The sequence below is a fragment of the Pragia fontium genome (assembly GCF_900638655.1).
Classification (GTDB): domain Bacteria; phylum Pseudomonadota; class Gammaproteobacteria; order Enterobacterales; family Enterobacteriaceae; genus Pragia; species Pragia fontium.
Genome location: NZ_LR134531.1, coordinates 3,194,903 through 3,221,527 on the forward strand (window position 1 = coordinate 3,194,903; position 26,625 = coordinate 3,221,527).

The window sequence follows — 26,625 nt, forward strand, 5'->3', positions numbered from 1 at the left end:
AGTTCTTCACTGTGACCACACCGCAACAACCGGAGGCGATATGCCACATTTTTATGCTGAATGTACAGACAACATCCGTGATCAAGCCCAGTTGCCTGCACTGTTCGCCAAGGTTAACCAACATTTAGCCTCAACCGGGATTTTCCCGCTGGCGGGGATCCGCAGTCGAGCTATCTGGTTAGATACCTGGCAAATGGCCGATGGCGCTCACGACTATGCCTTTGTCCATATGACATTAAAAATCGGTCATGGGCGCAGTCAGGAGAGTCGAAAGCAAGTGGCAGAGTCGCTATTTTCCCTGATTCAACAGCACTTTGCACCGCTAATGGCGCAGCGTTATCTGGCTCTCTCATTTGAAATGGTGGAACTGGATGCCGAACTTAACTTTAAACAGAACAACGTTCACGCCCTTTTTAATCAGGAAGCCAAATAATGCTGTCGAATCTCATCTATCGCCAGGCGTTTATTAATGGCCAGTGGATCGACGCCAACAATAACGCCACCTTTGCGGTAAATAACCCGGCTAACGGTACCACCATTGCCCACGTGAGCGATCTTGGCGAAGCAGAAACGCTGGACGCGATACAGGCCGCTAAGCAGGCACTGCCCAGCTGGCGTCAGTTAACGGCTAAACAACGTAGCCAATATCTACAGCAGTGGTATCAGTTGATCGTTAGCCATCAGGAACCGCTGGCGGAATTGCTCAGTTTGGAGCAGGGCAAACCGATGGCGGAATCTCGCGGAGAGATCCTGTATGGCGCCAGCTTTATTGAATGGTTTGCGGAAGAAGGTAAACGCACCTACGGCGAAACCATTCCTTCTCCCCTGCCCGGTCGACGCATCACCACCATTAAACAACCGATCGGTGTTGTCGCCGCCATTACTCCGTGGAATTTCCCCAATGCCATGATTACCCGCAAGGTCGCACCAGCGCTGGCCGCTGGCTGTACCGTGGTACTCAAACCTGCGCCGGAAACGCCATTATCCGCCTTAGCGCTGGCGGCGCTGGCTCAGCAGGCGGGGATTCCCGCAGGGGTATTTAACGTGGTGACCGGCACCGATGCCGTCGCCATTGGCAGAGCCTTAACCCAAAGCCCGACGGTGCGTAAGCTGTCTTTCACCGGCTCGACCCACGTTGGCAAATTACTGATGGCTCAGTGTGCCGCGACGGTGAAAAAAATGTCGCTGGAGCTGGGGGGCAATGCGCCATTTATCGTCTTCGATGATGCCGATCTGGATGCCGCAGTAAGCGGCGCGCTGGCGGCCAAATTTCGCAACAGCGGTCAAACCTGCGTCTGCGCCAATCGATTATTGGTTCAAGACTCAGTATACGACGCCTTTAGTCAAAAGCTGGCCGCTGCGGTAGCCGCTTTACAGGTTGGCCCAGCTCAGGAAGGTGACTTTCAGCAAGGCCCCTTAATCAACGCTGCTGCCGTGGCCAAAACCCGGTCTCATATCGACAATGCCAAACAACATGGCGCCAAGGTACTTACCGGGGGTGAACCTCACCCACGGGGTGGCCTGTTTTTTCAGCCCACTGTGCTGACTGAGGTGACTGAGAACATGTTGATTGCCAATGAAGAGACCTTTGGCCCGGTAGCGCCCTTAATCCGTTTCCATACCGAAGAACAGGCCATCGCGCTGGCTAATCAAACCGAGTCAGGTCTGGCCGCCTACTTTTACTCACGGGACATCGGTCGTATTTACCGCGTTGCGGAAGCGCTGGAATGCGGCATGGTCGGAATTAACGAGGGCATTATTTCAAACGAATCCGCCCCTTTTGGCGGCATAAAACAGTCCGGACTGGGGCGTGAAGGCTCCCGCTACGGCATTGAAGACTATATGGAGATTAAATATCTCTGTTTCGGCGGACTGGATCTGAACGGGAAATCAGTATGTTAACTCAAGAAACCATTAAGCACATGGCTCAGCAATTAAATCAAGCTGAGCAGCAGCGACAGCAGATCCGACAGATCTCTTTGCAAAACCCAGAAATTACGCTGGAGGATGCTTATGCTATCCAAAGAACGTGGGTAGCGATGAAAATAGAAGAAGGCCGCAAGCTCAAAGGCCATAAAATCGGCCTGACCTCGAAAGCCATGCAGTACAGTTCGCAAATTAGCGAGCCGGACTACGGCGCCCTACTGGACGATATGTTTTTCGACGATGGCAGCGATATTCCCGCCGATCGTTTTATCGTGCCGCGTATCGAAGTCGAGCTGGCCTTTATTCTGGCCAAGCCCCTAAGCGGGCCAAACTGCACGCTGTTCGATGTGTATAACGCCACGGATTACATTATTCCCGCGCTGGAAATCATCGATGCTCGCTGCCACAACATCGACCCGGATAGCCAGCGCCCGCGCAAAGTCTTCGACACTATTTCTGATAATGCCGCCAATGCCGGTGTGATTATGGGAGGGCGTCCGATTAAGCCTGATGCGCTGGATCTGCGTTGGATCAGTGCGCTGCTTTATCGCAACGGCGTGATTGAAGAATCCGGCGTGGCGGCCGCGGTGCTTAATCATCCGGCGAACGGCGTGGCATGGCTGGCCAATAAGCTCTTCCCACACGGCGTACAGCTAGAAGCAGGTCAGGTAATCCTTGGCGGCTCCTTTACCCGCCCGGTTCCCGCCAGAGCCGGTGACACCTTCCACGTCGACTACGGCCCTATGGGCTCCATCAGCTGCCGGTTTGTCTAAGGAGAACATCATGCAAATGCCCGTTAACCATTTTAAACGCGCACTGGCAGAAAAGCGGCCGCAAATCGGTTTATGGCTGGGTCTGTCTAGCCCTTACAGCGCCGAGCTACTGGCCGGAGCAGGCTTTGACTGGCTGCTAATTGATGGAGAGCATGCGCCCAACGAGCTACAAACTATTTTAGGCCAGTTGCAGGCTATCGCTCCTTACCCATCACAGGCGGTAGTTCGTCCACCGTGGAACGATCCGGTGCGGGTAAAGCAAATTCTGGATATCGGCGCACAAACCGTCTTGTTACCCATGGTGCAAACTGCCGAGGAAGCCGATATCGCCGTGCGCTCAACCCGCTATCCCCCTAACGGTATTCGCGGCGTTGGCAGTGCCTTAGCCCGAGCATCGCGCTGGAACCGGGTGGAAGATTATCTGGCTCAGGCCGACGCGCAAATGTGCGTACTGGTGCAAATTGAAACTCACCGTGGGTTAGTTAACCTGCCAGAGATTCTTAAGGTTGAGGGGATTGATGGGGTATTTATCGGTCCGGCGGATCTGTCCGCCGATATGGGTTTCCCCGGCCAACCCAATCACCCAGAAGTCAGACAGGCCATTGAACATGCCATGGCCCAAATTGTGGCAGCCAATAAAGCCCCTGGCATCTTGATGGCCGCCACAGACATGGCCCATCACTATTTATCCTTAGGTGCACTATTTGTGGCGGTTGGTGTCGATACCACCCTGCTCAGCAAAGCCGCTGAATCATTGGCGAAACAATTTCGCCCTTCAACCCATGATGCAGCTTATGACCAACGAGAAATCAACGATAAGAATGCGGTGTATTAGCCGCCCTGTTTATTGAGACATGTGAAGGCAGGCTAATGCAGAGCCCATCATTACGGCTGCATTGATCGCTTTAATTATTAACGGCAATAACACTGATTATAAGGAGTGGAGTATCGCTTTGCCTCCGGCAGGCTGATACTTCCAAAAAAGCCTATGAATAATACTCAATCTCTGCCCAATACCGCCGGAGGCGATGGTTCCCCGGCCATGCAACATAAAACCCACACGCCACAGCAACAAGCGGTGATTAAAAAGCTGTTTCGTCGGGTAATTATCTTTCTGTTCGTGCTGTTTATTTTCTCATTTCTGGATCGAATTAATATCGGCTTTGCCGGGCTAACCATGGGTAAAGATTTAGGATTAACCTCCACCATGTTTGGGCTGGCCGCCACCCTGTTTTATGTCACTTATGTGATTTTTGGTATTCCCAGTAACGTGATGTTAAGTAAGGTCGGCGCCCGACGCTGGATAGCCACCATCATGGTATTGTGGGGCTTGGCTTCTACCGCCACCATGTTTGCTACTGGGCCAACCAGTTTGTATATCCTGCGTATGCTGGTCGGTATTACGGAAGCCGGTTTTCTGCCGGGTATTCTGGTGTATTTAACCTACTGGTTTCCTGCTTTCTTTCGCGCCAGAGCCAACGCCCTGTTTATGATTGCAATGCCGGTCACCATGGCCTTCGGTTCACTGGCCTCCGGCTATATTCTGTCCCTTGATGGAGTATTAGCGTTAAAAGGCTGGCAGTGGCTATTCCTGTTGGAAGGCTTCCCGTCGGTGCTATTAGGCGTTGTGGTGTGGTTCTATTTAGATGATACGCCGCAAAAAGCTAAATGGTTAACCGATGAAGATAAAGCCTGTCTGAATGACATGATGGAAGCAGATCGCCTGACGTTGATTCAGCCCGAAGGCCCTAGCAGCTATGATGCCATCAAGCAAAAAAGCCTGTGGCGCGAGATATTGTCGCCGGTTGTTCTGATGTATACCCTGGCCTACTTCTGCCTGACCAATACCCTGAGTGCGATTAATATCTGGACGCCACAGATTATGCAGAGCTTCAATCAGGGTAGTAGCAATATTATGATTGGCGTTCTCACCGCCATTCCACAGTTCTGTACCATTGCCGGTATGTTATGGTGGAGCAAGCGCTCAGATCGCCTACAGGAACGTAAAGTACACACGGTACTGCCCTATCTGTTTGCCGCCTTTGGCTGGATACTCGCCTCCCTGACCAGCCATCCGTTGATACAGTTATTGGGCATCATTATGGCTTCCGTTGGCTCCTTTACTGCCATGGCAATCTTCTGGACAACCCCCGACCAGTCCATCAGTCTACAAGCCCGGGCAGTCGGCATCGCCGTGATCAACGCCACCGGTAATATTGGTTCGGCCGTGAGTCCGTTACTGATCGGTATGCTGAAAGACAGCACCGGTAGCTTCTCCGCCGGGCTCTATTTTGTCGCCGGACTATTGATTGTTGGTGCCATTATTATTTGGTTTATTCCTATGCAGCACTCCAGACCGCGCGCAACGCCGTAATCTTTTTATCGATAAGGGGCTGAATTCATTCTGCCCCTTATCGACTATCGGAGATATCAGGTAAACATTTATGCATGACAGACAACATCATTCATCGTCGTTTATACCCAATATTGATATCAGCAAAGTGTACGACGCCCGTTACGAGTCGCGCGATGTTCACTATGAATCTTTTGCGCGTTTAGCCGAGTTTTTCGGACGGGATATGCAGGTTCACTGGCACGACTGCTATTTTCAGATCCACTTTCTCGACAGCGGACAAATTGAGTTGCAGCTCGACGATCAGCATTATTCGGTTCACGCCCCGCTGTTTATCATCACGCCGCCCTCCATTCCCCATGCTTTTAATACCAAATCCGATAGCGATGGCCACGTCCTGACCCTGCGTCAGGAGTTAGTCTGGCCGCTGTTGGAAAAGTGCTATCCCGGAAATCAGGGCGCGCTAAATCTACCGGCCATTTGTCAGTCACTGTCCGGACATGAGGCAGAATTAACCACCATCAGAACCTACTGGCAGATGATCGCCAGTGAGTTTCAGAGTAAAAATACGCTGCATCAAGAAACCCTGACACTGCTATCCCAAGCCCTGTTTATTCAGCTATTGCGCAATATCGAAGAATTGGAATCATCAGTCTGTAGCGTAAAAGGCAATATCAAGCTATTTCAGCGTTTTAACTTACTGATTAGTCAGCATTATCGTGAGCACTATACCGTACCGAACTATGCCGAGATGATTGGCATTACCGAATCTCGCCTCAACGATCTATGCCGTCGGTTTTCTAACCTTCCGCCTAAGCGATTAATCTTTGAACGTCTGGTGAGCGAGGCCAAACGCCGTTTGCTGTTTTCCAGTGATTCCATCCATATCATCGCCTATCAGCTTGGCTTTAAAGATCCTGCCTATTTTGCCCGATTCTTTAGTCGTATGACCGGCAGTTCACCAACCAATTACCGGTTAGCACAGGCTCAGCTAATCAATGCCGCGGCTAAACCCGGTAGTTAATCCTGTCAGCCCATGAAAAGTACCCATCATTGCCTCGAAAGTGTCTTCTTTGTTCGCAGATTAATTGCTTCAATAAACAAACAAAAATTAAACAATTAAATAACATTCTCAGTTAATCAATCGTACAGCAATAAACACTGAGTCGCCGTGTAATCATGCACTATGGAGGCAATCGATAATGACCAAAACCAACCCGATGCTCGACAAATTACAATCCATCCTGCCGGATATTGCAGCCAACGCCGGTCGTGCCGAACTGGAGAGAAAAGTACCCGATGAGAATATCAAGCTGCTGAAAGATATCGGTCTGCACCGTGCCTTTCAGCCGAAAAAGTATGGCGGACTGGAAATCTCTCTGCCGGAATTTACCGACTGTGTCGCCGCGCTGGCCGGTGCCTGCGGCGGCACCGCTTGGGCGTTCAGCCTACTCTGTACCCATAGCCATCAGCTCGCCATGTTCTCGCAAAAGTTACAGGATGAAATCTGGGGACAAGATCCCGATGCCACCGCCAGCAGCAGTATCGCGCCTTTTAGCACCATCCGAGAAGGTGACGGTGGGGTTTATCTGAGCGGTGAAATGGGCTGGAGCAGCGGCTGCGATCATGCTGACTGGGCCATTGTCGGCATGCGCCGAGCCAATGATAAAGGTGAACTGATTTACAGCTTTGGCGTAGTTCCCCGTAGCGATTATGAAATCCGCGATGATTGGTACGCCGTAGGCATGCGCAGCAGCGGTTCTAAAACACTGGTGCTAAAGGAGGCCTTTATCCCTAATCATCGTATTGAAGCGGCACAAAATATGATGGAAGGCCGCTCCAGTGGTTTTGGCCTCTATCCAAACAGCGATATTTTCTCTACCCCTTATCGCCCATACTTCGCCTGCGGGTTCGCCGCAATTAGCCTTGGCGTTGCTGAACGTATGCTGGTGGCGTTTAAAGAAAAAACCAAAAACCGAGTGCGGGCTTATACCGGTGCCAATGTGGGCGCAGCAACGCCGGCGCTGATGCGTCTGGCAGAATCGACGCAACAAATCTCCGCTGCACGCGCTTTTCTGGAAAAAACCTGGCAAGAACATGCTGAATACGGTCGTCGTCGTCAGTATCCCACTCGCGCCACGCTGACCAACTGGCGTACCAATCAGGCTTATGCGGTGAAAATGTGCGTGGCCGCCGTCGATCGTTTGTTTAGTGCAGCTGGTGCCACCAGTTGGATGGAACACAATGAAATTCAACGCCTGTTCCGTGATGCCCACATGACCGCTGCCCACGCCTACACCGATTATGACGTATGCGCGCAAATTCTCGGCCGTGAACTAATGGGTCTTGAACCCGATCCAACCATGGTTTAATTAAGGAACTTCAACAGATGACCGCTCATATTGATGACGCACTGGATCCACGCGCCTTTCGGCGCGCATTAGGCAACTTTGCCACCGGAATTACCATTGTTACCGCCGCCCTGCCTGACGGTAATAAAGTTGGCGTAACGGCGAACAGTTTTAACTCCGTCTCGTTAGATCCACCGCTGGTGTTATGGAGTATCGACAAACGCTCCGCCAGCTACAGTACCTTTGAGCAGGCCAGCCACTTTGCGATTAATGTACTGGCCGCCGACCAAATAAACCTATCGAACCAGTTTGCCCGTGCTCAGGAAGATAAGTTTGCCGGTGTTATCCATGAATGTGGATTGGGTGGCGCACCATTACTCAATGATTGTGCAGCGCGTTTCCAATGCGAGCAATATCAGCAGGTGGACGGCGGCGATCACTGGATCATGATCGGCAAAGTGGTGGCATTCGATGACTGTGGCCGCGCGCCACTGCTTTACCATCAGGGTGCTTATTCCATGGTGCTGCCCTACCCACGGCTCCAAAAAAAGGAGCAGTGCTGCGCCACGTCCAGCAATATGCAGGGACGGCTACGACATAACGTCTTTTATCTGCTCACGCAGGCATTACGCAGCTATCAAACCCGCTATCAGCCGAAACAGCTCTCCAGTGGTTTACGCACCAGTGAAGCCCGGATGCTAATGGTGCTGGAAAACGATGCCGAACTGGATATGGATCGCCTGTTAACCGAAGTCGCCATGCCAGCCAGAGAAATCGAAGAAGCCGAGGAAAACCTACGGCGTAAAGGAATGGTAGCGAATACCGAGAATGGCTATCGCCTGACGCCAATGGGGGTTGAACAGGCGGAGATGCTGTGGGATATCGCAGCAAAACAGCAGAATGAGGTGTTGGGGGAGTTTAGTGAGGAGGAAGTTGAGGTGCTGAGGAAGGTGTTGAGGAGGATTATTGAGTTAACATAAGTTTTAGCTTAACGACAACGCTTGGCTTAAGAACGAGGTCCCCGCTTTCGCAGGGATGACGGTATAAATGCAGGAATGACAACATAGGTCTAATCAAGCTTTCCCCCTCCGTCATTCCGGTGAAAACCGGAATCCAGGTTTTAGCTTAATGTCCGCACTCGGCTTAAGGGCGAGATGATTCGCTTCGCTCACCCTTCGGGCCATTCACTATGTGAATGTTTGCTTCGCCTACGGCTACGCGTTCCAGCTTTCGCTGGGATGACGGTATAAATGCGAGAATGACAACATAGGTCTAATCAAGCTTCCCCCTCCGTCATTCCGGTGAAAACCGGAATCCAGGTTTTAGCTTAATGTCCGCACTCGACTTAAGGGCGAGATGATTCGCTTCGCTCACCCTTCGGGCCATTCACTATGTGAATGTTTGCTTCGCCTACGGCTACGCGTTCCAGCTTTCACCGGGATGACGGTATAAATGCGGGAATGACAATATAAACCATAGTTAAGAATTCAAGTTTATTTTTCTGGGGAGCCTTCAAGCATCCGCCCTAATGCTCCCCTGCTCGGCCGTTACGTCCATGCTGAGCCATACGCTGAATCTTTGACGGCCGAAATTTACGCCCAAATCAATCCACTACAAACAAAATAACCTACCTTACTTCGCCCACAAATGCTGAATCATCAACTGCACACTTCGATTACCGCGAAACTCGTTAATATCCAATTTATAAGCAATCGTCACCTGTTTAATACTGGCGTCCGGCCACTGGGTGGTATCGATATTAAATGCGATACCGTCCAACAGCGCACCACCGCCAACTGGTTCAACGGTCACTTTCAGATGACGTTCGCCCACCAGCCGCTGCTGTAGAATTTTAAACTCGCCGTCAAAAACCGGCTCAGGGAATGCCTGTCCCCATGGGCCGCCGTCGCGCAGTTGTTCCGCCGTCTCCAGCGTTAACATGGCATTTTCCAGCTCACCATCACTCCAGATCACCCCTTCCAGCGCGGAAGGCTCCAGCCATTCACCAATCAGTTCAGCAAAACAGCGCTGAAATTCATCAAAGCGGGACTCTTCTATCGACAAGCCTGCGGCCATGGCATGACCACCAAAACGCAGGATTAAACCGGGATGAATGGTATCTAAACGTTCAAGGGCATCACGCAAATGCAGTCCGGCAATCGAACGGCCAGAACCTTTTAGAATACCGTCACCGGCAGGCGCAAAAGCAATCACCGGGCGATAAAAACGTTCTTTAATACGCGATGCCAGAATGCCAACCACCCCTTGATGCCATTCCGGATGATACATGGCTAAACCGTAAGGCAGTGCTTCAGCGCTTTTCTCCAACTGTTCGCACAAAGTGAGCGCTTCAACCTGCATACCGGCTTCAATTTCACGGCGAGTATGATTTAACGCATCCAGATCGCTGGCCATCGCTCGAGCCTCAACCATATCATCACACAGCAATAGCTCAACGCCGATAGACATATTGTCCAGCCGCCCGGCAGCATTGAGACGAGGCCCCAGCGAGAATCCCATATCGTTAGCCGTCAGTTGACGCGCATCGCGTTTGGAGACTTCCAGCAACGCGCGAATCCCTGGGCGACACTGCCCAGCGCGAATACGGTTTAATCCTTGGTAAACCAAAATACGGTTATTGGCATCCAGTGCGACCACATCGGCTACTGTGCCCAGCGCGACCAAATCCAATAGTTCCGCTAAATTAGGTTCAGCAATCCCCTGCTGTTCAAACCATTTTTCCTGACGTAAACGTGCCCGTAGAGCCAACATCAGATAAAAGGCAACGCCAACTCCCGCCATTGATTTAGACGGGAATTCACAGCCGTTCAGGTTCGGGTTAATCATCGCATCCGCTGCCGGCAGAGTTTCTCCCGGCAAATGATGATCGGTAACCAGCACCTGAATACCTTTGTCGTGAGCCCTGTCCACGCCAGCATGGGATGAAATACCATTATCGACGGTAACGATCAGTTCAGCGCCCAAAGAAGCGGCCTGCTCTACCACTTCCGGGCTCAGGCCATAACCATCTTCAAAACGATTTGGCACCAAATAGCTCACGCGGGTAAACCCCATACTGCGCAGTGCCAGAACGCTTAACGCGGTACTGGTTGCACCATCGGCATCAAAATCGCCGACGATAACAATCTGTCGATGTTCTTTTAATGCGTTAACCAGTAAATCAACGCCCTGTGGAATGCCATCCAACTGTTGATAACCCAGCAACGCTTTCGCCCCTTTCTCTAATTGGCTGGCATCCGTTACCCCTCTGGAGGCATAAAGATGGCGTAATAATGGCGAAAGACTGGATGGTAAAGCGCTGCTGTCAACCTGAGGACGGCGGCGTAATTGCGTTTTATTCATAATTGAAGAGTACTTAAACCGGATATTAACTATCGGTATGCAGAAGAAGAACGAGATCCACAAAGTGCTGTGGATCCCGTTAGAAGAATCTTACTTGGCTTTAGCCACGTTCTTGTGAGCGATATAGGCATCTAACGAAGCTTTAAGATCGCTCGGTGCGCTATAACCCGGCACTACGGTAGCCCCGTCAACAATAATGGCTGGCGTGCCCTGAATACCGTACAGCGAACCCAGTTCATAATGGCGCTTTAAATCGATCTTACAGGTAGCTGGCTTCACCGCTTTACCGGTCATCGCGTTATCAAACGCAGTCATACGGTCTTCCGCACACCAGATAGAGGCCATCTTCTTCTCAGCGTCAGAGTCTGGCCCTTGACGTGGGTATGCCAAATAGCGAACGGTAATACCTAAATCATTATAACCGCTCATCTCTTTGTGTAATTTGGTGCAATAACCGCAAGTGATATCGGTAAATACCGTGACCACATATTTTTCCTGCGGTGCTTTATAGATAATCATTTCATCTTTCAGCGCTTCTAAGCGCTTAGATAAGATCGGCCCTAATTGCTCATTGGTGGCATTCACCGGCATTGGACCACTAATATCATATAAAGGCCCTGACAAAATATGTTTACCATCGCTGGAAACATACAGGACGCCACCTTCCGTTAACACTGTTTGCAACCCCGCAATCGGTGAAGGCAGAATATCAATCTGTGTCGCCCCAACCTTTTGCTGTAACGCCTGTTTAATTGCCGCATCATCCGCCTGAGAGACAGAAGCCAGAGCGGTCAGCGCTAACGTAAATAGCCATAAACCTTTCTTCATTATTTTTCCTTTGGAGGGAAATCCATTCCCATCCAGTTAAGCACGCGGATGGTGCTGTTGATGTAACTGTTTCAACCGCTCGGTTGCTACATGTGTATAAATCTGGGTGGTCGACAGATCGCTATGACCTAATAACATCTGTACGACACGCAAGTCAGCACCATGGTTCAATAAATGTGTAGCAAAAGCATGACGCAATACGTGTGGAGACAAGGCTTCACTATCGATACCGGCCAAAACCGCATAATGTTTGATGCGGTACCAGAATGTCTGACGCGTCATTTTTTGCCCACGTTTGCTGGGGAATAGAATATCTAGAGTGCCGCCATTGATCAACCACGGTCGAGCATACTCAAGATATTGTTCCAGCCAATATACGGCCTCTTCCCCCAACGGCACCAAGCGTTCTTTGTCTCCCTTACCGAGAGCACGAACCACGCCCTGCCGCAGGCTAACGTCGCTGATGGTTAATCCCACCAGCTCAGATACTCGTAAACCGGTCGCGTACAGCACTTCAAGCATTGCTTTATCGCGTAATTCAATCGGGTCTTCCGTTCCCGGCGTTTGTAGCAGTGTATCAACCTGTTTTTCCGTTAAATCTTTCGGCAAACGCTGAGGAAGCTTAGGAGAAGACAGCAGCGCAGAAGGATCATCTGCCCGTATCTTCTCGCGATACAGGTATTGAAAAAGGCGGCGCATCGCGCTCAGCATGCGAGCAGAACTGGTTGCCTTATAGCCACCATCAACTCGATCCGCCAGGAAAGATTGTAAATCCAGCGCCTGAACATGCTCCAGAGTTAAATGATGAGCCACCATCCAATCGGTCAAAGCACGGAGATCCAGCCGATAGGACGCCAGCGTATTCTCTGCCAGATTTCGCTCCAGCCAGAGCGCATCAAGAAATTGTTCAATCACAATCGAATTATCTTGCGACACCGTTCCCCCTGCTGACATAACACCTTCGGTTAATTATGTCCGATCATACCCTATCTGGTATACTTTCCGGCAAACTTCTACCCATAATAAAGCGATATACACCATGAAGATTGGTCTGTTTTATGGTTCCAGCACCTGTTATACCGAGATGGCAGCAGAAAAAATCCGCGATGTACTCGGTGAAGAGTTAGTGGTTCTACATAATATTAAAGACGATCCCGTTACGCTGATGGAACAGTATCCAATACTGATTCTTGGCATCCCTACCTGGGATTTTGGCGAACTACAGGAAGATTGGGAGAAGATCTGGGACGATCTACAGAAGCTCGATCTACAGGACAAAATTGTGGCGCTGTACGGCATGGGCGATCAGGACGGCTACAGTGAATGGTTTCTCGACGCTCTGGGCATGCTCCACGACCAAATCCAACCGCTGGGGGTGAAATTTATCGGCTACTGGCCAACTGAAGGTTATACCTTTATTAGCCAACGAGCCGTTACCTCAGAGGGGACTCAATTTGTCGGTTTAGCGCTGGATGAAGTGGTGCAGTACGATCTGAGTGAAGAACGAATAGAAAACTGGTGTGAGCAAATCCTTGGCGAAATGCAGGCGCTGCTGTAATCCACCGCTGATTCATTAATGATGATGCGACCTTAAGCCCCATTTAAACGGGGCTTAATAGCAACTTTACTCTTCTGAAACAAACACGTACATATCACTGCGGCACAGGTTATAGCTATACTCAATCGGCCGATTCTGGCGATCGAATGCCACTTGCTTAATCACCAACACGGGTATCACGGTATCCAGTTTCATATATGACTGAAATTCCTTATCCGGCATACTGGCGCTAACCTTACTTTTGGTATGCTGAGGAATAATATGGCGACTGCGAAAATAGTCGTACAAAGACAGGCCAATATCATCCACATTATCAATAAGATCGACCGGAACATAAGACTCTTCAATCGATACCGGATCCTGATCGACATAGCGAATACGTTTTAGCATAAACACATCACTACCGGGCGCGATATCCAGTAACTTGGCCACTTCTTCCGAACAAGAGACAATACTCTTATTCACCCAACGGGTATCCGGTTTATTGCCACGTAATACCACCTGATGTGAGAAACCTTTGGCTTCTTTCAGAGAATACTCAAACTTATCGCTGATTTGGGTACCGTAACCGCGAGAACGAATAACCGCACCCTGTTTTTCCAGCATTTCCATGGCTTTTCGCACCGTAATGCGTGAAACACTGGTCAGTTGACTGAAATCACGTTCACCGGGTAACACGTTCCCCGGCGGCAATAAACCGCTATGGACCGCCTGTTTTATCGTATCAGCAAACTTTACATATAACGGCGTATTATCTTTCTCCGTTAATCGAGTACAGAGCTGTTTAATCAACGTTGCATGAACATCATTCATATCAGTCAAACCACCGAGAACGGGTTAATAAGGGGGGATACTCTAAATACGAGACGGTTATACTATCATCGATTATATGGCGATTGATCTATCACTGCAGTTAATTTTCACTTCTGTGACGAATCGATATTCAGCGAAAATGATTATCCGCAACTCTTCTATTAAGCACAATTCACATCAAACCTATTCTATTAATCGCCATCAACGAATTTGTTAATCAAATGTTGTCAAATATTTGTGTTATCTTTAATACAGCAATGCAGCACTTCAAAAAAATTATTACCGGTAGATATCGGTAATATCGATAATCAATGGAGGAGCTATGTCATCTGACCTACGTCAACAAAGCCTTGAGAAGCTGACGGTCGACCGGCAGGATTACTATTATTATAGTCTGCCCAAAGCCGCGACTCGTTTAGGCGATATTCAACGCCTGCCGAAATCACTTAAAGTCCTGTTAGAAAACTTACTGCGTTTCATCGATGGTGATACGGTGCAGGAATCTGATCTGGCGGCGCTGGTGGACTGGCTGAAATCGGGCCATGCCGACCGGGAAATCGCCTACCGCCCTGCCCGCGTATTAATGCAGGACTTTACCGGCGTGCCGGCAATTGTCGATCTGGCGGCCATGCGTGAAGCCGTACAACGCCTCGGTGGCGATGCCAGCAAAGTGAATCCGCTATCGCCCGCCGATCTGGTGATTGACCACTCCGTCACCGTTGATGACTACGCTAACGCTGGCGCGTTTAGTGCCAACGTTAAGCTGGAAATGCAGCGTAACCATGAACGCTATGCCTTCCTGCGTTGGGGGCAAAAAGCCTTTAGTCGCTTTCGCGTCGTTCCTCCCGGTACCGGTATTTGTCATCAGGTTAACCTTGAGTATTTGGGGCAAACCGTATGGCAGGAAGAGCAGAACGGTAAGCTGATGGTTTATCCCGATACGCTGGTCGGTACCGACTCTCACACCACCATGATTAACGGTCTGGGTATTCTTGGCTGGGGCGTCGGCGGTATTGAAGCGGAAGCCGCCATGTTAGGACAGCCGGTATCAATGCTGATTCCTGATGTGGTTGGATTTAAAATGATCGGCCAACTACGGGAAGGGATCACCGCTACGGATCTGGTGTTAACCGTCACCCAAATGCTACGCCAACACGGCGTGGTCGGTAAGTTCGTTGAATTCTATGGCGATGGTCTGGCCCGTTTAACGCTGGCAGACCGAGCGACTATCGGCAATATGTCACCTGAATTTGGTGCCACCTGCGGCTTTTTCCCGGTGGACGAGGAAACGCTGCGCTATATGCGCCTGACCGGACGCAGTGAACAACAGATTGCGCTGGTTGAAGCCTATAGCAAAGCGCAGGGAATGTGGCGAAACCCCGGTGATGAACCGGTATTTACCAGCACCCTTTCACTGGATTTATCCACGGTAGAAGCCAGCCTTGCCGGACCTAAACGGCCGCAGGATAAGGTCCTGTTAACCAAGGTGAAACAGGCATTTGAAGCCTATACCGAGCTGGATACCACCGCCCGTACACCACGGGTTGAGGAGGTTGCCGTTACGCTTAACCAACAAACCTTCCCATTAAAACAGGGAGCGGTGGCCATTGCCGCGATTACTTCCTGTACCAATACCTCCAACCCCGGCGTGATGATGGCTGCCGGTCTACTGGCGAAAAAAGCGGTAGAGAAAGGTCTACAACGCCAGCCATGGGTGAAATCCTCACTGGCTCCGGGTTCCAAAGTGGTTACCGATTATCTAAACGGTGCGGGCTTAACCCCCTATCTGGAAAAGCTGGGATTTAATCTGGTGGGCTACGGCTGTACCACCTGTATTGGTAACTCCGGTCCATTATTAGCCCCCATTGAAGCGGCAATTAAACAAGGTGATATCACCGTCGGCGCCGTCCTATCCGGTAACCGAAACTTTGAAGGGCGTATCCATCCGCTGGTGAAAACCAACTGGCTGGCTTCACCGCCGCTGGTGGTAGCCTATGCGCTAGCCGGGAATATGAAAATCGACCTGACTCACGATCCGTTAGGTGTCGGTAAAGACGGCCAACCGGTTTATTTGAAGGATATTTGGCCTTCCAATCAGGAAATCGCTCTGGCAGTTGAGGGGGTCAACGCCAGCATGTTCCGCAAAGAGTATGCCGAAGTGTTTGATGGCGATGCCGAGTGGCAATCAATTAAGATTGAGCCATCCCAAACCTATCACTGGCAGGAGGATTCCACCTATATCCGCCATCCGCCTTTCTTTACCACCATGCAATCAGAGCCGGAGCCGGTACAGGATATTCACGGCGCGCGGATTCTGGCGCTACTCGGCGACTCCGTCACCACCGACCACATTTCACCGGCAGGTAATATCAAGGCCAACAGTCCGGCCGGACTTTATCTCAGTCAGCATGGTATTGAAGCGAAAGACTTTAACTCCTACGGCTCTCGTCGGGGTAACCACGAAGTAATGATGCGCGGTACGTTCGCCAATATCCGCATTCGCAATGAAATGGTTCCCGGTGTCGAAGGAGGATTCACCCGCTATATTCCTACTCAGGAAACCCTGCCGATTTATGATGCCGCCATGCGCTACCAGCAAGATAACGTTCCGCAGGCGGTGATTGTCGGTAAAGAATACGGCTCTGGCTCCAGCCGCGACTGGGCGGCCAAGGGGCCGATGCTGTTAGGCGTGCGGGTAGTTATTGCCGAGTCCTTTGAAAGAATTCACCGCTCTAACCTGATTGGGATGGGCATTCTGCCACTAGAATTTGCACCGGGCGTGACGCGTAAAACCTTAAAGTTAACCGGTGATGAAACCATTACCGTTACCGGATTAACCGACCTGAAGCCGGGGCAAACGGTTATCGTCACCATTACTCATCCTGACGGTCACCATGACATGATCAATACGCAGTGCCGTATTGATACCGGCAATGAATTAACCTACTACCAAAACGGCGGTATTCTGCACTATGTTATCCGTAGAATGTTGTAGTTCGATAGAAGAAAAATGTCTGTCTAATCGGGTAATTCCGTTCAATTAAGCATTTTTACTCGGTATGCAGTAACTCGAATCCCGTCATCCCGGTGCAAACCGGGATCTCGGGTTAACTGATAGATATGGAGGCTGATTATTTCTTTGATACTCCTGCGCTTCCTTTACTCAGCCAGCGCCTTTTCCAAAGCGCTTAAGCTATCCGCCACTAACCGCTCCAGATAATCAATATCGACCCATTTGCCCTGTTCAATATCCCCGAAGCATAACGATAGCGCACTCATCGCCAGTGACTGGCTGCTGCTTTTCAGTTGATGGGCTAATCGGCCTGATGCTTCAGTATCTTGGCTGGCAAGGTTGTCCTTCAATTGTTCAATCAACGGCAGATTTTGCTGTCGATAAAGCTGTAGCCATTGGGCAAGTTTCTCTCGACCAAAACAGGCAATATCCTCACTGAACTGCTGTTTATCCAGTAGATTATTGTCCTCTGGCTGAGACAAAGTCATCACTGGCCGGTGATGGGATAAATAATCCGTCAAATCCCTTAAGCGTAAAGGTTTACTGATAAATCCGATAAATCCACTCTGGTGACAACGTTCGATGACTTCACTTTGAATATGGGCGCTAAATGCAGTTAAGGGTAAGTCAGGGCAACGCTGATGCAGAGCATTTGCCAGGGTAAAGCCGTCCATATCCGGCAGATCCAGATCGACCAGCGCCATATCAAACGTCAATGCAGATTGCGCCACCTTGGCCAGCGCTTCTGCGCCATTAATCGCTGGCGTTACGGAGCAACCAAGCTGGGACAGCAGTTCAGCGGTAATTTTCTGGTTCAATAAATTATCTTCGACTAATAAAACCTGCATTCCCGCATAGCTCACAACGCTCCCGGAATTCGCTGGGCTTAGCGCTAATGGCGCACTCACCTCAGTAACCGGAATACTCAGGGTAAAGCAACTCCCTTCCCCCGGTCGGCTCTCAAAGTAAAGCTGGGCTTGCATGGCTTCGGCCAGTCGTTGGCAAATCGTCAGGCCGAGACCGGTGCCACCGCGTCGGTGCGTCAATTGCGTAAAAGGCTGGAACAATGCTTTTTGACTCTCAGAAGGAATACCGATGCCAGTATCTTTAACCGAAATATTCCACCGTTCGGCATCGCCATAGCTCGACAGAGTAATCGTTCCCCTATCGGTAAATTTAATGGCATTACCCAGTAAATTACAGACGATTTGCCAGACCCGTTGCTGATCGGCTTTAACATACTCCGGTAAGCCCGCCGCCATCTCCAGACGCAAATCCAGCCCTTTCTTCTGCGCGGCACCGGACATCAACTGCCCCGCCTGTTGTATCAACTGAGCAGGGGCTACGGGGGAAGGACAAATGGCAATATTTCCTGACTCAATCGAGGAGTAGTCCAAAATATCATTCAGGATAGATAACAGATTCTCACCGCTATCATGAATCGTATTAATGGCTGACGTATTCTCCGGCGACTGTGGTTTAAGCAGCAAAATTTGAGTGGTGCCAAGAATCGCGTTGAGCGGCGTGCGGATTTCATGGCTCATCATCGCCAAAAAGGTCGATTTTGCTCGGTTAGCCACTTCCGCTTCTTTTCTGGCTAACGTATGTTGCTCCACCAGTTGGCTTAACTCTTGCGTTCGCTGATCCACCAGCGTTTCCAGATGACGCTGCTGATGGTGAAGAGAAACCGTATTGGTACGAAACTGTTCGACCAGATGACCAATGGTCTTTAATTCACTGGCGGAAATTGTCTGGGGCAATGGCGTTTGTAAATCCCCATTCAGAATACGCTTGAGCGCTTCCGTCTGAATCGTTAGCGGACGAGCCACCGAACGCCAAACGATATGCCACAAAATCAGTAGTAGCGTGATTAATGAGACAATACTCATCACGATTAATAAATTTTGGTTAGTCTCTCTGGCGGAGCTAACCTGCCGTAACGCCTGCTGATTTCGGCTACTCACCAGATGAACCAGCGCGTTTAACTGTCCGTTAAACTGCGAAAACAACAAGAGGTTATATTGATTGGAATTATCCAGCTGTTTCTTTAGCTCAAGACTGTGTCTTTTAAGTTGAAACAGCTCCTGATAAAGCGCCAAATCAGACGCCAGCAGCCGAAGATTGGAGCGACGATGAGGATCGGCCACAAACTGCAAGCGACGCTTAACAATATCAACCAACTGACGAAATCGGGGTTCAATATCCGCCAGCGTTTTCTCAGCGTTGGTATTGGCAATCTGCGAAAGTAAATAGGCCACGGTGAGCGACTGTTCATGAAGCTCGGTCATTCGGCTTTGACGATCTAAATCCACTTCCACCAACCGATCCAGCGCCTGCTCTACCCGGGTTTTATCCTGCCGCTCAAGATTGTCATACAGGGAAGCTATATTCGCGCTCACCTCGGTTCTGGCATTATTCACCTGACTTTTCGTCAGCTCTGAAATTTGATTGGCCGCCGATGCAATACGTTCATTGATTTGACTAATTTGCCGTTCCCGCTCCAGTTTCTGCTGAACCAACGTCCCCTGAAGGCTTAAGTTGTCTGCCAGTTTCTGTTCTTGCCGTCCAATGTCGGTAGTATCAAAACCCAGTTGCTGTAAGCTTTCCAACAGTTGGCGAATGCGAATACTCTGAGTGGTTAGAATCTTGCCCTGCGCCTCCAGCTCCGTTTCCGAAGTGACTTCATTTAGCGCTTGGGCAGAAAACAGGATATGGGCTCCCGACTCACTCAACTGACGGGCAGCATCCATCGTCGGCAGTAAATTAATGGTGCTCTGTTGTTCAATCTGCTTAATATGACGAAAACCTGCCCAACCGATCAGCGCACTGGTTAATGACAATATTGCCATTAATACAAAGGCCAACCATAAACGATAGGTTAATGACATAGAGGATGATCTGCTTGGTGTGATATTAAGTTAATTTCCGGCAGTGTATCAGAGAATGATTTGCACATAATCCTTTAACAAGGATCTGTCACAACACTATTGATCCAAAATAACGCTGGCTGCTAAATGATATATCGATTATTTTAAAGCCAAATCAGCTTATTAATAAATAAGCTGGCTCTCTATTTATAATTTGTGGCGATCAACAGCATGATGCGTAATTTAATACGTCTTCTTGGCATTACTCTGCTTTTTACGGTTTGTTATGCCAATAGCTTCAGCAACCGTATTAACGTTTGGTCGCCGCCATTCTCCTATTCAACACCGCCGGAAGAGCAGTCTTATCGTTCGGTCACGGCTAAACAAGCCTGGCGGCTATGCGCGCTTTATCCCCACCTTAAGGATTCCTATTGGCTATCCGTCAACTATGGCATGGTGGAGCAGGCTCGCCTCTCAAACATTGAATTACAGGTGTTTGACGCTGGGGGTTATTACAGCTTAGCGACCCAACTTGAACAGATTCAACAGTGCCGAAGTTGGGGAGCCGATGCCATTTTATTAGGTGCCATCTCGTTTGACAGAATCAATCCTCAGCTCACTGAATTGGCCGGTAACATTCCGGTCTTGGGATTGATCAATGAAACGATTCCACAGGGTATTTCCGCCAGAGTCGGGGTGCCGTGGCGTGAAATGGGCATCAACGTTGGGCAATTTCTTGCTCAACGATCACAACATCATCCGTTAAAGGTATTACTGTTACCCGGCCCGCAAAACCGAGGTGGCACCGATCTGGTTGAGCAGGGTTTCTATAAAGAAATTGCCGGTCACCCGATTGAGGTTGTCGATATCGCTTGGGGTGATAACGATCATGAGGCTCAGAGAAATTTGCTACAGCAAATGCTGGAACAACACCCGGATATTAATCTCATTGCTGGCAGCGCCGTAGCTATTGAGGCCGCTATTCCAGAACTACAATTGCACAAGCTGGCCGATAACGTGGATTTGGTATCATTTTATCTTTCCCATGAGGTCTACCGTGGGCTGAAACGCCATCGCGTATTAATGGCAAATAGCGATCAAATGGTACTTCAGGGCAGATTAAGCGTCGATCAGGCCATCAGGCTGCTGCAAAAAGAGCCCTTATTGCAGGATATCGGGCCAAAAATTTTAACCCTAACCCCAGAGAATCTGGCGGACTTTGATATTCACTCTTCACTGTCGCCGGGAGAATTTCGTCCTGAGTATGAGGTTCACTCTACGTCGGCGACAAATAAGTAGCCTTCACCATGGATAGCGGTAAACAGATCGGCATGCAGTTTATTACGTAGCCGCCGCACCAACACATCAATAGTGCGCTCATCCGGGCTATGATTACGATGTGTCATCATTGACAGCAAACGCTCGCGGTTAAGCACTTGCTGCGGGTAACGGGTAAATGCCAGCAGCAGTTCAAACTCCGAACGGGTTAACTTAACCTGTTGGTCATTATCCCATAGCTGGCGCTTAGGAATATCCAGAACATACTGTTCAAAGCGAACCACTTTATCGTTATCGGGAGTTAAACTATTGATTTCGGCCTGTTCCACCAAAGCCATGCGCCAAAGCAAGTTTTTAACCCTGACCGAAAGCTCCCGCAGTTCGATAGGCTTAGTAACATAATCATCTGCGCCCATTTCCAGGCCAACAATGCGATCGACGCTGTCGGTTCTGCCGGTCACCAAAATAATCCCAATATCAGAGCGTTCACGTAATTGTCGGGTTAACAGTAAACCATTTTCGTCAGGTAAATTAATATCCAATAAAATTAAATCAATCCGTTGCAACACCATTATCTCTTTTAGCTGCACCGCATTTTCCGCCGCCGAGACCTGATACCCTTCCTGCTTAAAATAGCTGGTTAATCTGTCACGCGTTATCGCGTCATCTTCAATTACCGCAATATGCCACTGTTTCATCGACTTGGTTGCCTCGGGAATACCCCAAAATTATTTTCATATTTTTTCATATATTATTTTTATTTTTTCATTTGTTATTTTTGTCTGTTCATTTATGGCTACAACCCTATTCATATATAACCGCTAGTATACCAAAGATAATAAAAATAACGCCTACTGAGGAAAATAAGGAATATTCATGAAGCGTCTTTGGTTAGCTCTTAAAAAGCCGAGTAAGAAATGGTCCGTTCTAAGTTTATTACTCATCGGTACCATTATCGGCATCGCCCTGATTATGGTTCCACACGCTGGTTTAGAAATCACCGGTTCAACAAAATTCTGTATCAGCTGCCATGAAATGGAAAGCACCGTCTATAAGGAATACCAGCAAACGACCCACTTTAGCAATGCTTCTGGCGTCCGTGCTGAATGTAAAGATTGCCACATCCCGCCGGGTACTTTCTCCGCGATAGGTCGGAAAATTGAAGCCAGTAACGATCTCTATCAGAAATTTATCACCGGCTCGATTGATACACCGGAAAAATTTGAGGCGAAGCGAGCAGAGCTGGCGGCGCGTGAATGGGAGAGAATGAAAGCCAACAACTCTGCAACCTGTCGCACCTGCCACAACTATGATGCGATGGATCATGCTAAACAACATCCTGAAGCGGCCAAACAGATGAAAATCGCTGCTAAAGATAACCAAAGCTGTATCGACTGCCACAAAGGCATCGCCCACAAAATGCCCGATATGAGCAGCGGGCTGAAAAAAGACTTTGAAGCACTGATTCAAATGGCTGAAAAACAGTCTGACGGCGAAACGCTATATACCCTCAATCAGAAACCAATATTTGCCAACAAAGGTGATAAAGAGCCTGAAGGTTCCCTGCTACCAGCCTCCGAAATCAAAGTATTAAAGCGTGATGGTGATTGGCTGGAAGTCTCTATCACTGGCTGGACTGAAACCGAAGGCCGCCGCCGCGTGCTGTCTCTGCTACCGGGTAAACGTATATTCGTCTCAACCTTGAGAGGTGAGCTACAAACCCGAGCCAAGGTAGAGGAAGAGGCTGTGGTGCCGGAAACCGGAACTAAATGGAGTAAGTTAACCACCACCGCTTGGATCCAAAAAGGTGAGCTGATTAATCAAGTCGAGCCTATCTGGAGCTATGCCGGAACGTTATATAACAACACATGTAACCAATGCCACGGTGCACCGGACATTAAGCACTACGACGCTAATGCCTGGATCGGCACCCTGAAAGGTATGCTTGGATTTACCAGCCTGAATACCCAGGAAGAACGTATCTTACTGAAATATTTACAGGTTAATGCATCAGATATGCCAACTGAAAAACAACAATAAACGCATACGATTCAGGAGAAAAAAATGAAGCTTAATCACGATACGATCACCTTATCCCGACGCCGTTTCCTGTCAGGACTGGGCGCCTGTACCGCACTGGGTATGCTGAGTCCTTCCCTGCTGGTACCCAATACTGCCAGAGCCAACGCACAGGATGCGCGCCTGGTATTAACCGGCTCTCACTGGGGAGCCATCCGGGCTAAAGTCGTTGATGGTCGTTTTACCGAAGCACTACCGTTCGAGCTGGATAAGCATCCAACCAAAATGATTGCAGGTCTGGCGGATCACGTTTACGCCACTTCCCGCATTCGTTATCCCATGGTTCGCGTGGACTGGCTCCGCAAGCGTCATTTGAGCGATACTTCTCAGCGCGGCGACAATCGCTTTGTGCGCGTAAGCTGGGATGAAGCCCTTGATTTGTTTTATCAGGAGTTGGAGCGAGTCCAGAAGGAATATGGTCCATCCGCCCTGCTCACCAGCAGCGGCTGGCAATCTACCGGGATGTTACATAACCCCGGCGCGATGCTAAGCCGGGCTATCGGCCTACACGGTACTTCGGTAGGAACCGGCGGCGATTACTCCACCGGGGCGGCTCAGGTCATTCTACCGCGGGTTGTTGGCGCGATGGAGGTTTATGAACAACAAACGTCCTGGCCCTTGGTATTGCAACACAGTAAAACCATTGTCATTTGGGGATCCGATCCTTATAAAAACCTACAGGTTGCATGGTGGTGTCCGGATCACGATGAATATGCCTACTATGAAGAATTAAAACAGAAAGTCGCCAGCGGTGAGATTAAGGTGATCAGCGTCGATCCAACGGTTTCCTCAACCCACGATTATTTGGGTCGCGAGCACGTTCAGCATATTGCGCTGAACCCACAGACCGACGTTCCATTGCAGTTGGCTATTGCCCATACCCTCTACACTGAAAGCCTGCACGATAAAAAATTCCTCAGCGAATACTGCGTTGGTTTTGAGCAATTTTTACCTTATCTGCTGGGTTCAACGGATGGGCAGCCTAAAGACGCCCAATGGGCGGCAACGCTATGCGGCATTGATGCAGAAACCATTCGGGCACTGGCCCGACAAATGGCGGCCAACAGAACCCAGATTATTGCCGGGTGGTGCGTCCAACGCATGCAGCACGGTGAGCAATGGGCATGGATGGTGGTGGTTCTGGCGGCGATGCTGGGCCAAATTGGCCTTCCAGGCGGCGGATTTGGTTTCGGCTGGCATTACAACGGTGCCGGTATGCCTACCCGCAAGGGAGTGATTCTCGGTGGTTTCTCCGGTGCCAGCAGCACGGCACCAATCCACAACGGCGATTTCAAAAACTACAGCAGTACCATCCCTATCGCCCGTTTTGTTGATGCCATGCTACAGCCTGGATCGACCATCAACTGGAATGGTAAGCGCGTTGTCCTGCCAATGATAAAAATGTGCGTTTTTGCCGGTACTAACCCCTTCCATCGCCATCAGGAATATAACAAGATGCGCGAAGGCTGGAAAACGCTGGAAACCGTGATTTCGGTGGATAATCACTGGACCTCTACCTGCCGATTTGCCGATATTGTTTTGCCTGCCACCACTCAGTTTGAACGTAATGATATCGACCAGTTTGGTAACCATTCCAATCGCGGTTTGATTTCAATGAAACAGGTTGTGCCACCACAGTTTGAATCTCGCAACGACTTCGATATTTTCCGAGATCTATGTAAGCGCTTTGACCGTGAAGCCGCCTTTACTGAAGGTTTGGATGAAATGGGCTGGCTAAAGCGTATTTATCAAGATGGTGTACAGCAGGGTAAAGGCAAGTCTATCCCGATGCCTGACTTCAATACCTTTTGGAATGAAAAAGAGTATCTTGAATTTGAGGGCGGTAGCCTGTGGGTACGCCATCAGTCTTTCCGTGACGATCCCGATCTGGAACCATTGGGTACGCCGAGCGGTTTAATTGAGATCTATTCAAAGACCATTGCCGATTTTCATTATGCCAATTGCCAAGGGCACCCAATGTGGTTTGAAAAAGCGGAGCGCTCCCACGGTGGCCCGGCTTCTGAGCATTTCCCACTGCATTTACAGTCGTGCCATCCAGATTATCGCCTGCACTCACAGCTTTGTGAGTCAGAAACCTTACGTGCGCACTACACCGTAGCCGGACATGAACCGCTTTATCTTAGTCCGCAAGACGCGGCCGCAAGAGGCATTCAGGATGGTGACGTGGTCAGAGTATTTAACCAGCGCGGTCAGGTACTGGCAGGGGCGGTGATTTCCGATCGCTATAAGCCGGGCGTAATCCGCCTGCATGAAGGAGCCTGGTACGATCCGATCTGGGATGGCGAACACGCAGGACTATGCCGCTACGGTAATCCAAACGTGCTAACGCTGGATATTGGCTCATCCGATCTGGCGCAGGCCACGTCGGCTCATACCGCGCTGGTTCAGATTGAACGCTTCACTGGCGGTGCTCAAAAAACGGCAGCCTTTATGGGGCCGAAAGAAATGGTAGCTCAGTGTGAATACGTTGAAAAACCTGAGTCATAATGGATAACTTTCTTCACGGAGGTAGCTACGCTGCCTCTTATCCGTTTATGTGAACCATAACGTCTAGCAGGATGGTAAAAATAGCATGAATGCATCACAAGAGATCGGACAAATCGGTCAGCAACGTGCCGCCGTATATGCGTGGTTTAGCGGCCTATTTGCCAGCGAACTGGATAAAAACGCCCTTGATAATCTACAATCAGAGCCCGTCGAGCAATGGCTAAATGCATTGTCAGATGAGCCACTGATGCAGAATTCCGTTAGCCAATTTCAGCAAATGATACAGGCAGTGACGATTAGGCCAGACGCCATTTTGGAACTCTCCGCTGACTTTGCCAGCCTGTTTTTAATGGCTACGCCAGTAGAAACTCAGCCTTATGCCTCAATGCATATCAATAAAGATAATCCCCGCTACTACGGCCAGAGTTCCGCCGATATGCAGAATTTGCTAACAAAGCTCGGTCTACAAACCCATGAAGCATTCCACGAACCGGAAGACCATCTGGCCATCATACTTGAACTACTCAGTCATCTGGCCTATGCCACATCGGAACAGATGGATAACCAATATGAATTGTTAATGCTCCAACAACAGCAAATTAGCCAGCTATTAGTTTGGCTACCCGCGTTTAGCACGGCCTGCCAGCAGCATGATAAATTTGGTTTCTATGCTGCCTTAGCGGATCTTACACTCAATTTTATTCAGTCCGATCGGCTATGGCTGGCAGAGATAGTCCCTTCCCCACATTTACCTCAATGAATCCGTCAGTGGTCAATCTTTGCTTCCGGGACAAGAATTGACCTGCTGACGCTAAATCCCTGGATTCAACACGGCTACAGACGATTCAACATTCCCCAGCCCCCTATTCTTCCCACATCGTTCGCCTCTATTCGTTGCAATGACTCGCCATCCCT

The 26,625-nt window shown here is 49.7% G+C and carries 20 protein-coding genes; 14 read left to right on the forward strand and 6 right to left on the reverse strand.

Annotation, left to right across the window (positions count from 1 at the left end):
• Positions 1-40 precede the first annotated feature (40 nt).
• The 8 genes from EL341_RS13880 (at position 41) to EL341_RS13915 (ending at position 8,383) form a co-directional block, all read left to right on the forward strand.
• On the forward strand, positions 41-433 hold the full coding sequence (locus tag EL341_RS13880; protein ID WP_114987018.1) for a 5-carboxymethyl-2-hydroxymuconate Delta-isomerase: 393 nt from the start codon (positions 41-43) through the stop codon (positions 431-433).
• Entirely contained in the window at positions 433-1,902 is a 1,470-nt protein-coding gene (locus tag EL341_RS13885) for an NAD-dependent succinate-semialdehyde dehydrogenase (RefSeq protein ID WP_126468050.1), read from the forward strand. Before EL341_RS13880 ends, EL341_RS13885 begins: the two co-directional genes overlap by 1 nt.
• On the forward strand, positions 1,896-2,699 hold the full coding sequence (gene hpaH, locus EL341_RS13890; protein ID WP_126468052.1) for a 2-oxo-hept-4-ene-1,7-dioate hydratase: 804 nt from the start codon (positions 1,896-1,898) through the stop codon (positions 2,697-2,699). Before EL341_RS13885 ends, hpaH begins: the two co-directional genes overlap by 7 nt.
• A gap of 16 nt (positions 2,700-2,715) precedes the next feature.
• The gene (gene hpaI, locus EL341_RS13895) at positions 2,716-3,534 is read left to right on the forward strand and encodes a 4-hydroxy-2-oxoheptanedioate aldolase (protein WP_047782753.1); all 819 of its coding nucleotides are present in this window, start codon (positions 2,716-2,718) and stop codon (positions 3,532-3,534) included.
• A gap of 153 nt (positions 3,535-3,687) precedes the next feature.
• Positions 3,688-5,073 (forward strand): 4-hydroxyphenylacetate permease, encoded by a 1,386-nt coding sequence (gene hpaX, locus EL341_RS13900; protein WP_047781859.1) that lies wholly within the window; start codon positions 3,688-3,690, stop codon positions 5,071-5,073.
• Positions 5,074-5,143: 70 nt separating this feature from the next.
• A complete protein-coding gene (gene hpaA / locus EL341_RS13905; RefSeq protein ID WP_074821826.1) occupies positions 5,144-6,076 on the forward strand; it encodes a 4-hydroxyphenylacetate catabolism regulatory protein HpaA in 933 nt (310 codons plus the stop codon).
• 178 nt (positions 6,077-6,254) lie between these two features.
• Positions 6,255-7,424, forward strand: a complete 1,170-nt coding sequence (locus EL341_RS13910; protein ID WP_074821823.1) for a p-hydroxyphenylacetate 3-hydroxylase oxygenase component — start codon at positions 6,255-6,257, stop codon at positions 7,422-7,424.
• A 17-nt stretch (positions 7,425-7,441) separates the two neighbouring features.
• Positions 7,442-8,383: a p-hydroxyphenylacetate 3-hydroxylase reductase component gene (locus EL341_RS13915; RefSeq protein WP_074821820.1), complete on the forward strand. Its 942-nt coding sequence runs from the start codon at positions 7,442-7,444 to the stop codon at positions 8,381-8,383.
• A 652-nt stretch (positions 8,384-9,035) separates the two neighbouring features.
• On the opposite strand, the gene recJ is transcribed toward EL341_RS13915, so the two are convergent.
• The 3 genes from recJ to xerD form a co-directional block, all read right to left on the reverse strand.
• Positions 9,036-10,766, reverse strand: coding sequence for a single-stranded-DNA-specific exonuclease RecJ (recJ, locus tag EL341_RS13920; protein ID WP_074821818.1), 1,731 nt, complete (start codon positions 10,764-10,766; stop codon positions 9,036-9,038).
• A gap of 90 nt (positions 10,767-10,856) precedes the next feature.
• Positions 10,857-11,594 (reverse strand): bifunctional protein-disulfide isomerase/oxidoreductase DsbC, encoded by a 738-nt coding sequence (gene dsbC, locus EL341_RS13925; protein ID WP_047781864.1) that lies wholly within the window; start codon positions 11,592-11,594, stop codon positions 10,857-10,859.
• Positions 11,595-11,630: 36 nt separating this feature from the next.
• Positions 11,631-12,530: a site-specific tyrosine recombinase XerD gene (xerD, locus tag EL341_RS13930; protein ID WP_047782754.1), complete on the reverse strand. Its 900-nt coding sequence runs from the start codon at positions 12,528-12,530 to the stop codon at positions 11,631-11,633.
• Positions 12,531-12,633: 103 nt separating this feature from the next.
• Here xerD and fldB point away from each other — a divergent pair, with 103 nt between their 5' ends.
• Positions 12,634-13,152: a flavodoxin FldB gene (gene fldB / locus EL341_RS13935; RefSeq protein WP_126468054.1), complete on the forward strand. Its 519-nt coding sequence runs from the start codon at positions 12,634-12,636 to the stop codon at positions 13,150-13,152.
• A 66-nt stretch (positions 13,153-13,218) separates the two neighbouring features.
• Here fldB and EL341_RS13940 read toward each other — a convergent pair whose 3' ends face one another.
• A complete protein-coding gene (locus EL341_RS13940; protein WP_074821813.1) occupies positions 13,219-13,965 on the reverse strand; it encodes a GntR family transcriptional regulator in 747 nt (248 codons plus the stop codon).
• 322 nt (positions 13,966-14,287) lie between these two features.
• Between EL341_RS13940 and acnA the strand changes: the two genes are divergently transcribed.
• The gene (acnA, locus tag EL341_RS13945) at positions 14,288-16,960 is read left to right on the forward strand and encodes an aconitate hydratase AcnA (RefSeq protein WP_074821810.1); all 2,673 of its coding nucleotides are present in this window, start codon (positions 14,288-14,290) and stop codon (positions 16,958-16,960) included.
• Between the two features lie 164 nt (positions 16,961-17,124).
• Here the strand turns inward: acnA and torS are convergent, their stop codons facing one another.
• The gene (gene torS, locus EL341_RS13950; protein ID WP_126468056.1) at positions 17,125-19,866 is read right to left on the reverse strand and encodes a TMAO reductase system sensor histidine kinase/response regulator TorS; all 2,742 of its coding nucleotides are present in this window, start codon (positions 19,864-19,866) and stop codon (positions 17,125-17,127) included.
• A 210-nt stretch (positions 19,867-20,076) separates the two neighbouring features.
• Here torS and torT point away from each other — a divergent pair, with 210 nt between their 5' ends.
• The gene (gene torT / locus EL341_RS13955; protein WP_181811610.1) at positions 20,077-21,144 is read left to right on the forward strand and encodes a TMAO reductase system periplasmic protein TorT; all 1,068 of its coding nucleotides are present in this window, start codon (positions 20,077-20,079) and stop codon (positions 21,142-21,144) included.
• On the opposite strand, the gene torR is transcribed toward torT, so the two are convergent.
• Complete coding sequence (gene torR, locus EL341_RS13960; protein WP_047781869.1) at positions 21,117-21,821, reverse strand: two-component system response regulator TorR; 705 nt, start codon at positions 21,819-21,821, stop codon at positions 21,117-21,119. The two genes, torT and torR, sit on opposite strands and share 28 nt — an antisense overlap.
• A gap of 178 nt (positions 21,822-21,999) precedes the next feature.
• Here torR and torC point away from each other — a divergent pair, with 178 nt between their 5' ends.
• The 3 genes from torC (at position 22,000) to torD (ending at position 26,470) form a co-directional block, all read left to right on the forward strand.
• Positions 22,000-23,163 carry a pentaheme c-type cytochrome TorC gene (gene torC, locus EL341_RS13965; RefSeq protein WP_126468058.1) on the forward strand — a complete coding sequence of 388 codons (1,164 nt, stop codon included), beginning with the start codon at positions 22,000-22,002 and terminating at the stop codon, positions 23,161-23,163.
• Positions 23,164-23,187: 24 nt separating this feature from the next.
• Positions 23,188-25,710, forward strand: a complete 2,523-nt coding sequence (torA, locus tag EL341_RS13970; RefSeq protein ID WP_074821798.1) for a trimethylamine-N-oxide reductase TorA — start codon at positions 23,188-23,190, stop codon at positions 25,708-25,710.
• 85 nt (positions 25,711-25,795) lie between these two features.
• On the forward strand, positions 25,796-26,470 hold the full coding sequence (gene torD / locus EL341_RS13975) for a molecular chaperone TorD (RefSeq protein ID WP_074821792.1): 675 nt from the start codon (positions 25,796-25,798) through the stop codon (positions 26,468-26,470).
• Positions 26,471-26,625: the final 155 nt, after the last annotated feature.

Excerpts from the sequence above, each read along its gene's own strand:
- hpaX (WP_047781859.1), top strand. The coding sequence starts at position 3,688 with ATGAATAATACTCAATCTCTGCCCAATACCGCCGGAGGCGATGGTTCC.
- hpaH (WP_126468052.1), top strand. The coding sequence starts at position 1,896 with ATGTTAACTCAAGAAACCATTAAGCACATGGCTCAGCAATTAAATCAA.
- acnA (WP_074821810.1), top strand. The coding sequence starts at position 14,288 with ATGTCATCTGACCTACGTCAACAAAGCCTTGAGAAGCTGACGGTCGAC.
- dsbC (WP_047781864.1), bottom strand. The coding sequence starts at position 11,594 with ATGAAGAAAGGTTTATGGCTATTTACGTTAGCGCTGACCGCTCTGGCT.
- torD (WP_074821792.1), top strand. The coding sequence starts at position 25,796 with ATGAATGCATCACAAGAGATCGGACAAATCGGTCAGCAACGTGCCGCC.
- hpaA (WP_074821826.1), top strand. The coding sequence starts at position 5,144 with ATGCATGACAGACAACATCATTCATCGTCGTTTATACCCAATATTGAT.
- fldB (WP_126468054.1), top strand. The coding sequence starts at position 12,634 with ATGAAGATTGGTCTGTTTTATGGTTCCAGCACCTGTTATACCGAGATG.
- torC (WP_126468058.1), top strand. The coding sequence starts at position 22,000 with ATGAAGCGTCTTTGGTTAGCTCTTAAAAAGCCGAGTAAGAAATGGTCC.
- torT (WP_181811610.1), top strand. The coding sequence starts at position 20,077 with ATGATGCGTAATTTAATACGTCTTCTTGGCATTACTCTGCTTTTTACG.
- EL341_RS13940 (WP_074821813.1), bottom strand. The coding sequence starts at position 13,965 with ATGAATGATGTTCATGCAACGTTGATTAAACAGCTCTGTACTCGATTA.
- torS (WP_126468056.1), bottom strand. The coding sequence starts at position 19,866 with ATGTCATTAACCTATCGTTTATGGTTGGCCTTTGTATTAATGGCAATA.
- recJ (WP_074821818.1), bottom strand. The coding sequence starts at position 10,766 with ATGAATAAAACGCAATTACGCCGCCGTCCTCAGGTTGACAGCAGCGCT.
- hpaI (WP_047782753.1), top strand. The coding sequence starts at position 2,716 with ATGCCCGTTAACCATTTTAAACGCGCACTGGCAGAAAAGCGGCCGCAA.
- EL341_RS13880 (WP_114987018.1), top strand. The coding sequence starts at position 41 with ATGCCACATTTTTATGCTGAATGTACAGACAACATCCGTGATCAAGCC.
- EL341_RS13915 (WP_074821820.1), top strand. The coding sequence starts at position 7,442 with ATGACCGCTCATATTGATGACGCACTGGATCCACGCGCCTTTCGGCGC.
- EL341_RS13910 (WP_074821823.1), top strand. The coding sequence starts at position 6,255 with ATGACCAAAACCAACCCGATGCTCGACAAATTACAATCCATCCTGCCG.
- torR (WP_047781869.1), bottom strand. The coding sequence starts at position 21,821 with ATGAAACAGTGGCATATTGCGGTAATTGAAGATGACGCGATAACGCGT.
- EL341_RS13885 (WP_126468050.1), top strand. The coding sequence starts at position 433 with ATGCTGTCGAATCTCATCTATCGCCAGGCGTTTATTAATGGCCAGTGG.
- torA (WP_074821798.1), top strand. The coding sequence starts at position 23,188 with ATGAAGCTTAATCACGATACGATCACCTTATCCCGACGCCGTTTCCTG.